This window comes from Synechococcus sp. ATX 2A4 (assembly GCF_024346375.1).
Lineage (GTDB): Bacteria > Cyanobacteriota > Cyanobacteriia > PCC-6307 > Cyanobiaceae > MW101C3.
Window position 1 is genome coordinate 129,623 of record NZ_JAGQCV010000009.1, and the last position, 11,564, is coordinate 141,186.

The window sequence follows — 11,564 nt, forward strand, 5'->3', positions numbered from 1 at the left end:
AGCCAGCGACGGACTCATTACCCTACCCGTCGGGCCGCACGGCTCTGCAGGAGCGGCTCAGAACAGCTGGATGCGCACCGCCTCAGACACGGTGGGGATATCTGGTTCCTTGCCGCGGACGCACTGGATCAGGGCGAACAGCACCAGCAGCAGCGTGCCGAGAAACACGGTGTTGCTGAGGGTGCGCAGGGCGAAGCTGCCCGCCAGAGGGCTCAGCAGGATCTGGAAGGTGAGCGACACCAGGATCAACACGATGTCGATCAGGATCGCCTGCAGCACGTTGAAGCGGATGAAGTAAGGCACCCGCGCGTTGCGCACCACCGCAAGGAACAGCACCAGGAAGATCACGAACCCGCCGAAGGGAACCAATTGCTGGAGGGTGGCCAGCGGCAGCGCCGGAACGGCCAGCCACTGAAGCAGCGGAAACAGGCCGAACAGATCCCTGCCGAAGGGAAGGGCATCGCTCCACGGCAGCAGGTAGGCCAGAACGGCCAGAAAACGTTGCCAGATGGGGATGTCCATCAGCTGGGGCCGGGTCTGACCACGGTAGGTGCCGCCAGCCACGCTGTGGCCGCCGCGCGCATGGCGTCGACGGGCACCGGCAACGCCTGGCCGGCTGCTGTGATCCAGAGCTGCAGGGCGGCAGCTCCCTGCTGCACAAGCATCTCCAGGCCATCCTGGGTGCGGCAGCCCCGGGCGCGCGTGTCCTGCAGCAACTGGGTGGGGCGGGGCGTGTAGATGAGGTCGTAGACAAGCGTGCCGGGGCGCAGCGCCTCCAGCTCCCCCGCCGCCAGAGGAGAACGGGCACTGGGGGGCAGGCCCATGCCCATCGGCGTGCTGTTCACCACCAGATCCGCGCTGGCCAGGAGGTCCGCCAGGCTCCGGCCGCCGCCCCCAGCGGTGTTGCCGTCAGCGCCGTTGCCAGCTGCCGCGCTCCAGTGCCAGCTGTCGAGGGCCGGCGCCCAGGCGCCGCAGCTCGCCTGGAAGGCTGCAAGGCGCACCGGGTCGCGGGCGGCCACGGTGATGCGCTCCAGGCCCAGCTCATGGAGACCGGCCACCACGGCGCGGGCGCTGCCGCCGCAGCCCAGCAGCACGGCGCGCCGGCTGGCCCAGGCGCCTGCTCCGGCGTCAGCGCCCGCCTGTCGCAGCGGCGCCAGAAAGCCGTCCACATCGGTGTTGGTGCCGAGCCAGCCGCCGGCTTCGCGGCGCACCAGGGTGTTGACGGCCCCGACCCGGCGGGCCAGGGGGCTGAGTTCCGCCGCGAGGCCGGCCACCGCCTGTTTGTGGGGCAGGGTGACGTTGAGGCCGCGGCAGTCGACGGCTTCAAGGCCGCGCACCACCGTGGCCAGATCGGCGGCCGCCACCGGCAGGGCCAGGTAGATCCAGTCGAGGCCGAGCGCCCGCAGGGCGGCGTTGTGCATCACCGGTGAAAGTGAATGGCGCACCGGATCGCCGAGCACGCCCACCAGGGCGGTCTGGCCGGAGATGGTGTGGGTCATGGAGGGGCTTGCGGCGGCGCCATCAGCAGCGCCAGCGGCATCATCGGTGGCCTGCCTGCAGCCCGGCCGCACCGGCCTCGCCGAACGGAAAGCGGGCCGTGGTACGGCTGCAGTTCGGAAACCACCCCTCGCCTGGCCAGGCCTCTGTTGCTGAGGATGCAGCGGTAAGAACTCGATCCAATCAGAGGAGGTGGGACACCATGAGCAAGGTCGTTGGAATTGACCTGGGCACGACGAACAGCTGCGTGGCGGTGATGGAGGGCGGCAAGCCCACGGTGATCGCCAACGCCGAAGGCTTCCGCACCACGCCTTCCGTTGTGGCATACACCAAAAACCAGGACCAGCTGGTGGGGCAGATCGCCAAGCGCCAGGCGGTGATGAACCCTGAAAACACCTTCTATTCCGTCAAGCGCTTCATCGGCCGCCGGGTTGAGGAAGTGAACGAAGAATCGAAGGAAGTGAGCTATGGCGTCGAGAAGGTGGGCGCCAATGTGAAGGTGAAGTGCCCGGTGCTCAACAAGCAGTTCGCCCCGGAGGAAGTGTCGGCTCAGGTGCTGCGCAAGCTGGCGGAAGACGCCGGCAAGTACCTCGGTGAAACCGTCACCCAGGCGGTGATCACGGTGCCCGCCTACTTCAACGACTCCCAGCGCCAGGCCACCAAGGACGCCGGCAAGATCGCCGGCCTCGAAGTGCTGCGCATCATCAACGAGCCCACCGCGGCGGCCCTCGCCTACGGCCTCGATCGCAAGAGCAATGAGCGCATCCTGGTGTTCGACCTCGGCGGCGGCACCTTCGACGTGTCCGTGCTCGAAGTGGGCGATGGCGTGTTCGAGGTGCTCTCCACCAGTGGGGACACCCACCTGGGCGGCGACGACTTCGACAAGGTGATCGTCGACTTCCTGGCGGATTCCTTCAAGGCCAACGAAGGCATCGACCTGCGCCAGGACAAGCAGGCCCTGCAGCGCCTCACCGAAGCGGCCGAGAAGGCCAAGATCGAGCTCTCCAGCGCCACCCAGAGCGAGATCAACCTGCCGTTCATCACGGCCACGCCAGAGGGCCCCAAGCACCTCGATGTCACCCTCACCCGGGCGAAGTTCGAGGAGCTGGCCAGCAAACTGATCGACCGCTGCCGCGTGCCGGTGGAGCAGGCCCTGAAGGACGCCAAACTCGCCAGCAGCGAGCTGGATGAGGTGGTGATGGTGGGCGGGTCCACCCGCATCCCCGCGGTGCTGGAACTGGTCAAGCGGGTCACCGGCAAAGACCCCAACCAGACGGTGAACCCCGATGAGGTGGTGGCCGTGGGCGCCGCCATTCAGGGCGGTGTGCTGGCCGGTGAGGTGAAGGACATCCTTCTGCTCGACGTCACCCCCCTGTCGTTGGGTGTGGAAACCCTGGGCGGCGTGATGACCAAGATGATCACCCGCAACACCACCATCCCCACCAAGAAATCCGAGGTGTACTCCACCGCGGTGGATGGGCAGACGAACGTGGAGATCCACGTGCTGCAGGGTGAGCGTGAGCTCGCGTCCGACAACAAGAGCCTGGGAACCTTCCGTCTCGACGGCATTCCTCCGGCCCCCCGCGGCGTGCCCCAGATCGAAGTCACCTTCGACATCGACGCCAACGGCATCCTCAGCGTGACCGCCAAGGACAAGGGCAGCGGCAAGGAGCAGAGCATCTCCATCACCGGCGCCTCCACCCTCAGCGACAACGAGGTGGAGAAGATGGTGAAGGACGCCGAGCTGAACGCCACGGCCGACAAGGAGAAGCGCGAGCGCATCGACCTGAAGAACCAGGCCGAAACCCTCGTTTACCAGGCCGAGAAGCAGCTCGGCGAACTGGGCGACAAGGTGGCCGCCGACGCCAAGGACAATGTGGAAGCCAAGCGCGTGCAGCTCAAGGAAGCGGTCGAGAAGGAAGACTTCACCGCCATGAAGAGCCTGCTCGAAGAGCTGCAACAGGAGCTCTATGCCCTCGGCGCCTCTGTCTACCAACAGGCCGGTGCCGCTGAAGCAGCGGCCGGTAATGGGGCGGCTGGCAATGGTGCCTCCACCTCCGGTGCTCCCACCGACGACGTGATCGACGCCGAATTCACCGAGAGCAAGTGAGGCTCGGGCAGGCCTGCGGGCCTGCCTCCTGCCTGTGCTTCCCAGCAGAAAAGCCCTCCTCATGGAGGGCTTTTTTTTGGCGTTCAATCAGCGCAGAGCGCTATTCGCCGATGGTGTCGACGGCGGCCTTGGCCTTGGTGACCACTTCGGGCGGCAGGCTCACATAGCCCAGCGTGGGGGCCTGGCTCTGGAACTCTTCGGAGAGGGTGGTGTTGAAGACCTTCTTGAGCATCTCGGCCTTCTTGCCGTTGCCGGTTTTGTAGAGCAGGATCCAGGTGAAGGTGACGATCGGGTAGCCCGCTGCCGGGTTGGGATCGCTGCCGATCAGATCGGGGCCGAGATCGATGGCGGCCAGCGCCCTGCTGGCGTTTTCGTTGTCGGGCTTGGCGAAGTCGCCGCTCTTGTTCTGCAGGGCGGCCGCCTGCATGTCTCCTTTCACAAAGGAGGTTTCCACATAGCCGATGCTGCCGAGGTTCTGGCCCAGGTTGGCAGCCACGCCCTCGTTGCCCTTGGCTCCCACGCCCACCGGCCAGGCCACCGCTTTGCCGGCTCCCGGGCCGCTCTTCCAGGCTTCGCTGAAGGCGGCCAGGCTGTTGGTGAAGTTGTAGGTGGTGCCGGAGCCGTCGGAGCGATGCACCACCTTGATCTGCTGATCAGCGCAGCCCAGCTCGTTGAAGTTCGTGATCTTGCCGAGGAACACATCCGCCACCTGGGCCTGGGTGAGCTTGAGCTCACAGCCGGGCAGGTTGTAGGCCACGGCGATGGCGCCGGCCGTCATCGGCACCTGCACGGTGCCGCGGCTCACCTTGGCGAGATCCTCGGCGTCCATCGGTGCATCGCTGGCGCCGAAATCCACCGTGCCGGCGATGAACTGGCGCACCCCGGCTCCGGATCCCACCGACTGGTAGTTGACCTTCAAGCCGGTGGAGGCGAGCTGCTGGAACCAGCTTTGGTAGATGGAGGAGGGGAAGGAGGCGCCAGCGCCGTTGAGGGTGCCGCTGAGCTGGCCGCCCTCCTCGCCCCCGCCGCCGCAGGCCGTGAGAGCCATGGCTGCACCCAGGCCGAGTGGCAGGGCCAGACGGGCGAGCGGATGGCGGCGCAATCGAGTGGAGGAGGCCATAGGACGACGAACCAGCGGAAAGAATCCTCCGGAACCTATCCAAAGTGTTCTCTGAAAGTGTTAACAACAGGTAATGCCGCTGCCTGCGGTAGCGATTGCATCAGCAGCCCAGGCGGCGCTGGCCGGTGCCAGCAGCACGCCATTGCGGTAGTGACCGGACAGCAGCAAAAGCCCCGGCTCCAGCTGCTCGAGCAGCGGCGCTGGCCGGCCGGCAGGCCGGGCCCGCAGACCCTGCCAGTGGCGCTGCAGGCGCGCCTGCGCCAGCCACTCCGGCGCCTCGCCTTCAAGCTGGCGCAGGGCGCTCCAGCGGGCTGGATCAGCGCTGCGACCGGGCTCCAGGGTGGCGCCCAGCCACAGCCGCCCCTGCGGACGTGGCACCAGATTGATGCCCCGCCACACCACGCTCGCCGGCCAGGCAGCGGTGAGCTCAGGGCCGATCTCCAGCTCGGCGGCCTGGCCCAGCACTGGCTCCAGTGGCCGCTCATGGCCGAGCGGCGCCAACAGCGCCGGGCTGGCCAGGCCGGCGGCGACCAGCACCCAGGGGGCGTCGAGCCCGCCGCCGCCGCCCAGCGACAGGTGCCAGTGGCCGTTGCGGCGCTCCAGCGCCTCCACCCGATCCGCCCGCAGCTCCAGGCCGCGGGCGTGGCCGTCGCTGCGGAACGCCGCCATGGCAGCAAGGGGATCGAGCTGGCCATCGCGGGGGGAGAACAGCCCCGCCAGGGCGCCGTGGGGCAGGGCGGGGCAAAGGGCTTCCAGCGCTGGCCGCTGCCACAGCTCCATGGCCAGGCCCATGGCCTGGCGGCTCAGGGCGAGCACTTCGAGGCGCGCCTGCTCCTGAGCGTCGGCGGCCAGCAGCAGCAGGCCCGGCCTGTGGGGCACCGGCTGGCCGGCTGCGGCCAGCTCGGCGCGCCACTGCTCCCATAGACGCAACGATTGCTGGCGCAGCCGCCAGGCCCGGCCGCTGCTGCGGTGGAATACCTCGCCCATCAGCACCCCGAGTGCGGCGCTGCTGCCGCTGCCTTCGGGCTGGGGGCCGTGGGGGGCTGGATCCACCAGCACCACCGCGTGGCCGAGGCGTTGCAGCCACCAGGCCGCAGCCAGGCCGATGATGCCGGCGCCGATCACCACCACGCGGGCTGCGGGGGTGCGGGGCGGGGGGCTTGCAGCGGGGACGCCGACAGGGGGGCTGGGTGGATCAGCCGAGCGGGTCGGCGGGGATCACGTCGCCGTAGGCGCCGAAGCCGCTGGCCACCTTGATGTAGCCCTTGCGCAGCCGCTCGCCGTCCTGGAGTTTGGCGGCTTCATCGAGTTCGGCCAGGGCGGCCTTGAGCTGGTTGGCGAGCTTGGTGGCGGCTGGGCGGTCGGCGGGGAGCAGGCGCTGGTTGATGTAGAGCATCTCGCGGCCCACTTCCTGCATCGGGCCGTGGATCAGGTTGCGGGTGAACACCCAGTTGCGTTCGTTGATCAACTCTGCCAGTTCGGGCAGGCGGTCTTTGGCGGCCTGGAAGCCTGCGGCCTGGCGCTGGATCAGGGCCATGTCCGCCGGGCTGATCGTGGGCGGCTTGCGGGCCTGGTTGCCATCGCAGGCGGCCAGCCCAAGGCAGAGCACCACGGCAAGGCTGAGCACGGCGAAGCGCTTCAGGGCGGAACGAAGCGCGAAAACCAGCTGAGCGACCATGACGAAGGGAACAGGCGTGCGGACTTTACGTCCGTTCATGCAGCGTTGGGGCTCTGATCAGCACCATCCGCCCCGCACCAGGTCCGGCCCGCCAGGGCGGGCGGCACAATGCCCCTGACCAACCCGGCGGTGATGACTCTCCCCACGGCGATCCTTCAGGTGATCTGCCCCGACCGTCCCGGGCTGGTGAGCAGCCTTTCGGGCTGGGTGGCGGCCAATGGCGGCAACATCCGCCATGCCGATCACCACACCGATGCCGGCGCCGGCCTGTTCCTCAGCCGGCTGGAGTGGGAGGTGGAGGGCTTCGGCCTGCCGCGGGAGGCGATCGGCCCGGCGGCGCTGGCGCTCGCCGAGCGGCTGGGGGGAGAAGGCTCGCTGCGCTTCTCCGACGGCCACCCGCGCGTGGCGATCTTCGTGGGCCGGCAGGACCATTGCCTGGTGGATCTGCTCTGGCGCACCCGGGCCGGTGAGCTGCCGATGCAGGTGCCGCTGGTGGTGTCCAACCATCCGGATCTGCAGCCACTCGCCGCCGATTTCGGCGCCCGCTTCGTGCATCTGCCGATCAACGCCGCCAGCCGCGAGCAGGTGGAGCAGGCCCAGCGCGAGCTGCTGAGCGAGCTGGAGATCGACCTGGTGGTGCTGGCCAAGTACATGCAGGTGCTGAGCCCGGCCTTCCTGCTGGGGGCGCCGCCGGTGATCAACATCCACCACTCGTTCCTGCCCGCTTTCCAGGGTGCCCAGCCCTATCACCGCGCCTGGGAGCGGGGGGTCAAGCTGATTGGAGCCACCGCCCACTACGTGACCGAGGAACTCGATGGCGGCCCGATCATCGAGCAGGCCACGATCACCGTCAGCCACCGCGACGACGTGGACGACCTGATCCGCAAGGGCCGGGACACCGAACGGCTGGCGCTGGCCCGGGCGCTGCGCCTGCATCTGCGCGGCCAGGTGATGGTCTATCGCGGCCGCACGGCGGTGTTCTCCTGACCATGCGGCTGCCGGTCCACCGCCTCGACAGCGCCCGCCCCGAGACAGCGCCACCCCTGGGCTGGCGTTGCTTCCAGCTGGGGATGTTCATGCTGCCCAGCAGTGCCCTGATCGCCGGGTTGCTGCTGCTGGTGGCGCTGGTGGCCGCCAGCCGCCGGGGCCGCTTCCTGCAGGACAACGCCAACCGGGTGCTGCTGGTGGTGGCCGCGTTGATGGTGATCGGTTGCTTTCGCGCCACCAGCGGCTGGCTGGCCTGGGTGGGGATGGGCAACTGGCTGCCGTTCTTCTGGGCCTTCTGGGGCTTTCAGTCTTATGTGGCCACTGCCACCGCCCGCCGCCGCGTGGGGCTGTGGCTGCTGGCCGGCACGGTGCCAGTGATCGTCACGGGTCTGGGCCAGCTGTGGTGGGGCTGGGCCGGGCCTCTCCAGATTCTGGGTGGGGCGATCATCTGGCACATCGGTGAGGGGGGCACGCCTGACGGGCGCCTTTCCGGCCTGTTCGATTACGCCAACATCGCCGGCTCCTGGTTGGCGGTGGCCTGGCCGTTCGCGTTGGCGGCGCTGCTGCAGGCGAGCCAGAGCTGGCAGCGGCGCTCGGCGGCGCTCGGCCTGGCTGCCCTGCTGGCCGCCTCGCTGTATCTCACCGATTCCCGCAACGCCTGGGGCGCCCTGGTGCTGGCGGTGCCGATCGTGGGAGGTCCGCGCAGCTGGCTGTGGCTGCTGCCGCTGCTGCTGCTGGCGCTGCTGCCGGTGGCCCTGTCGGTGCTGCCGGGGGTGCCGCTGCTGCTGCAGGGGCCGGCGCGGGCGCTGGTGCCGGAGGCGATCTGGGGCCGCCTCACCGATCTGCAGCACGCCAGCGAGCGGCCGCTGGCGATCACCCGGCTCAGCCAGTGGGGCGTGGCCCTCTCGCTGATCGCGGAACGGCCGCTGCTGGGCTGGGGCGCGGCTGCTTTCAGCGTGATCTACCCGCTGCGCACCGGCTTCTGGCACGGCCATCCCCATAACCTGCCGATCGATCTGGCACTCAGCCACGGGCTGCCGGCGGCGCTGTTGCTGGTGGGCTTGCTGCTGGGGCTGCTGATCATGGCCGCCCGGCGCGGCATGGCGGCCGGCGCTCTGTTCGAGCGGGCCTGGTGGGGCGCCACGTTGGTGCTGGTGGCCCTGCATGCCACCGATATGCCGCTCTACGACAGCCGCCTCAACATCGCCGGCTGGGTGCTGTTCGCCGGCATCCGCGCCTACCTGCTGCCCGCCGCGGCTAAGGCGAGCACAGCGGCGGCGGGGGCGCCCAACGGCGCTTCGCTCAGGCCGGAGTGAGTGCGGCGGCGGTTTCGCCCGCCAACGCCTGCTGCCGGTGGGCGGCCAGGGTGGCCGGCGGCAGGGGCCCTTCCAGGTGCACCCAGGGCAGCACCCGATCGGGGCTCCAGCCGGCGTGGATCACCTCCTGCCAGGGCGGCGGCGGCGGCAAGGACCCACCGCTGCTGAGGGGCGGGGCGTCCTGGTGGCCGGCGGCCGCTTCCCGGTAGGTGGCCTTCCAGCCGCCCAGCTGGTCGTGGCGGCCGCGCACGGCGGCGATCACCGGGGCGAGGCGCCGGTCGCTGCGGGACAGCAAGGCCTGGATCACGCTCCAGCCGTAGCTCTCGGGCCGCAGCTCGATGCCCTTGGGCTGAAGGCGGCGGGCCAGCCGCTTGAGCCGCTTCTCCGCTTCCGGCCGCACCCCTTCCCACTGGAAGGGGGTGTGGGCCTTGGGCACAAAGGTGCTGACGCCGAGGCTGAGCCGCAGCCCTGGCGTGGCCGCTTTGATCGCCAGCAACAGATCGGCGGTGGCTTCGATGTCGGCGTCGTCTTCGGTGGGCAGGCCGGCCATGCCGTAGAGCTTCAGGCCGGTGAGCCCACCTTCTTTGGCGTAGCGGGCCGCGGCGAAGATCTCCTCGGTGGCGAGCTTCTTGTTCACCACCCGGCGCATGCGTTCGCTGCCGCTTTCGATCGCGATCGTGAGCGACTTGCTGCCCCGCTTGGCCAGGATCCGCCCCAGCTGGGGGGTGACGGTGGCGGCCCGCACCGAGCTGACGCTCACGCGGGTGCCCTCGAAGCGATCGCCATCGAGCCAGGTGAGCAGATCGGCGAACTGCGGGTGCTGGGTGACCGAGGCCCCCAGCAGGCCCAGCCGCTGGGTGGCGGTGAGGCCTTTCTCCACGGCGGGGATGAGGCCGTCGTCGAGGGAGGGGGTGCGAAAGGGCAGGGTGAGGTAGCTGGCCAGGCAGAAGCGGCAGAGCTCTGGGCAGCTGCGCACCACTTCCACCATGTGGATGGAGGGCCAGGCCGCCTCCGGGGTGATCACGGTGGAGTGGCTGAGGGTGTTGCCGCGCCAGGTCTGCTTGGCGATGGTGGCCGGCAGGCCCGGCTCGATCGGCTCCACCGCCAGCAACTCCCCCGCCGCGCCATAGCGAGGCGCATAGAGCGAGGGCACATAGATGCCCGGGATCTGGGCCAGCGCCCGCAACCGCTCAGCCCGCGGCGCCAGGCGCCCGGCCTGGATGGCATCAACAAAGGCGGGCAGCAGCAGCTCCCCATCGCCCAGCAGCACCGCATCAAAGAAGGGCGCCAGCGGTTCGGGGTTGGCGGTGAGCACCGGTCCACCGCCGAACACGATCGGATCGTGCTCGCCCCGCTGCTGGCTCCAGAGCGGGATGTCCAGCTGCTCCAGCAGATCAAGCAGCACGGGCCCATCGAGCTCCCAGCTCAACGACAGACCGAACAGATCGAGGCCTGCACCACGGCCCCGCTGAGCGGCATGGGGCGGATCGCCCTGGTCGGTGAACAGGCGCCGCACGTCCACATCGCTGCGGCTGGCCAGGCTGGCCCACACCACCTGGTAACCCAGGCTGGTGATGCCCACCGAATAGGTGCTCGGAAAGGCCAGCACCGCTTTCAGCGCCCCCGCCGCCGGCACGGCGGGCTCAAACAGCAGGGTTTCCTGATTCAGGGGTGGAGGTGCCGGCCGGGAGTGGTCAGTCTGGAGCTTGAGCGGTCGGGTGGGCTGCCATGGCCCATGGGGGAGGAAATGGACGGCCGCGGGAATCCTCAAGGTGTACTCCTCTGGCCAGCGAATGACCGCCCCTCGCCCTGCAGGCTTGATCCAGCGCTACCGCGAGGAGCTGCAGGTGCGGCACTACGCCCGCCGGACCGTGAAGACCTACGAGCAGTGGCTGCGGCGCTTCCTGCGCTTTCACGGGAGACGGCATCCACGGGAGATGGGCAGTCTCGAGGTGAATGCCTTCCTCAATCACCTGGCGGTGGACCTGCAGGTGAGTGCCTCAACCCAGAACCAGGCCTTGAGTGCGCTGCTGTTTCTGTTCCGGGAGCTGTTGGAGCGGGATCTGGAACTCGACGGTGTGGTGCGGGCACGGACGCGCAAGCGGCTGCCGGTGGTGCTCAGTGAGGCGGAGGTGAAAGCCGTCCGTCAGCGCCTTGAGGGTGTGCCGGCATTGGTCGTGGGGTTGCTGTATGGCAGTGGTCTGCGGCTCATGGAGGCGCTGAGGTTGAGGGTCAAGGATCTGGACTTCGATCGACGCGAACTGGTGGTTCGTGATGGCAAGGGAGGAAAGGATCGGCTCACGATGCTTCCCCAGAGCCAGATGGTTGCGCTGCGGCAGCATCTGCTGGAGGTGCGACGGCTTCATCAGGGGGATCTGGCGGCCGGATGGGGCCGGGTGCTCATGCCATACGCGCTGGCACGGAAGTATCCCAACGCAGATCGGGAGTGGGCCTGGCAGTGGGTGTTTCCCCAGCAGAAGCGCTGGCTGGATCCAAGAACAGGGGCTGAGGGGAGACACCATCTTGACCCCACCGTGGTGCAGCGGGCCGTGAAGCAAGCGGTGGCTGATGCTGGAGTGAGCAAAGCTGCCAGCTGCCATACGTTTCGCCATTCCTTTGCCACGCACCTTCTGGAACGGGGCCAGGACATCCGGACGATCCAGGAATTGTTGGGTCATCAGGACGTGAGCACCACGATGATCTACACCCATGTGCTCAACCGTGGCCCCCTAGGAGCCTGTCGCGCATAGGTCAGCAGCCAGCCTCTCCACAGACGCCTATTAATCTGCCCAGATCCTAGTGACAGCAGTGGATCTGAGCGAAACAATGGGGCATGCAGAAGCCCAAGTCCTTCCG

10 protein-coding genes are annotated in these 11,564 nt (G+C 68.7%); 4 read left to right on the forward strand and 6 right to left on the reverse strand.

Annotated features, from left to right (window positions below; all coding sequences use genetic code 11):
• Nucleotides 1–57: 57 nt before the first annotated feature.
• The gene (locus tag KBY97_RS10290; RefSeq protein WP_255146805.1) at nucleotides 58–522 is read right to left on the reverse strand and encodes a Tic20 family protein; all 465 of its coding nucleotides are present in this window, start codon (nucleotides 520–522) and stop codon (nucleotides 58–60) included.
• Nucleotides 522–1,499, reverse strand: coding sequence for a shikimate dehydrogenase (locus KBY97_RS10295; protein ID WP_255146806.1), 978 nt, complete (start codon nucleotides 1,497–1,499; stop codon nucleotides 522–524). The genes KBY97_RS10290 and KBY97_RS10295 overlap by 1 nt, the downstream gene beginning before the upstream one ends.
• A gap of 200 nt (nucleotides 1,500–1,699) precedes the next feature.
• Here KBY97_RS10295 and dnaK point away from each other — a divergent pair, with 200 nt between their 5' ends.
• Nucleotides 1,700–3,607 (forward strand): molecular chaperone DnaK, encoded by a 1,908-nt coding sequence (gene dnaK / locus KBY97_RS10300; protein ID WP_255146807.1) that lies wholly within the window; start codon nucleotides 1,700–1,702, stop codon nucleotides 3,605–3,607.
• A gap of 100 nt (nucleotides 3,608–3,707) precedes the next feature.
• Here the strand turns inward: dnaK and pstS are convergent, their stop codons facing one another.
• The 3 genes from pstS to psbQ all read right to left on the reverse strand — a co-directional run bounded on the left by pstS (nucleotide 3,708) and on the right by psbQ (nucleotide 6,405).
• Nucleotides 3,708–4,727: a phosphate ABC transporter substrate-binding protein PstS gene (gene pstS / locus KBY97_RS10305; RefSeq protein WP_255146808.1), complete on the reverse strand. Its 1,020-nt coding sequence runs from the start codon at nucleotides 4,725–4,727 to the stop codon at nucleotides 3,708–3,710.
• A 60-nt stretch (nucleotides 4,728–4,787) separates the two neighbouring features.
• Complete coding sequence (locus tag KBY97_RS10310) at nucleotides 4,788–5,855, reverse strand: NAD(P)/FAD-dependent oxidoreductase (protein WP_399217634.1); 1,068 nt, start codon at nucleotides 5,853–5,855, stop codon at nucleotides 4,788–4,790.
• A 67-nt stretch (nucleotides 5,856–5,922) separates the two neighbouring features.
• Complete coding sequence (psbQ, locus tag KBY97_RS10315) at nucleotides 5,923–6,405, reverse strand: photosystem II protein PsbQ (protein WP_255146810.1); 483 nt, start codon at nucleotides 6,403–6,405, stop codon at nucleotides 5,923–5,925.
• Nucleotides 6,406–6,537: 132 nt separating this feature from the next.
• Here psbQ and purU point away from each other — a divergent pair, with 132 nt between their 5' ends.
• A complete protein-coding gene (gene purU / locus KBY97_RS10320) occupies nucleotides 6,538–7,392 on the forward strand; it encodes a formyltetrahydrofolate deformylase (protein ID WP_255146812.1) in 855 nt (284 codons plus the stop codon).
• 2 nt (nucleotides 7,393–7,394) lie between these two features.
• Entirely contained in the window at nucleotides 7,395–8,708 is a 1,314-nt protein-coding gene (locus KBY97_RS10325) for an O-antigen ligase (RefSeq protein WP_255146814.1), read from the forward strand.
• Here KBY97_RS10325 and KBY97_RS10330 read toward each other — a convergent pair.
• Complete coding sequence (locus KBY97_RS10330) at nucleotides 8,695–10,317, reverse strand: radical SAM protein (protein WP_255146834.1); 1,623 nt, start codon at nucleotides 10,315–10,317, stop codon at nucleotides 8,695–8,697. The genes KBY97_RS10325 and KBY97_RS10330 overlap by 14 nt on opposite strands.
• A gap of 184 nt (nucleotides 10,318–10,501) precedes the next feature.
• Between KBY97_RS10330 and KBY97_RS10335 the strand changes: the two genes are divergently transcribed.
• Nucleotides 10,502–11,458, forward strand: a complete 957-nt coding sequence (locus KBY97_RS10335; RefSeq protein WP_255146816.1) for an integron integrase — start codon at nucleotides 10,502–10,504, stop codon at nucleotides 11,456–11,458.
• Nucleotides 11,459–11,564 lie beyond the last annotated feature (106 nt).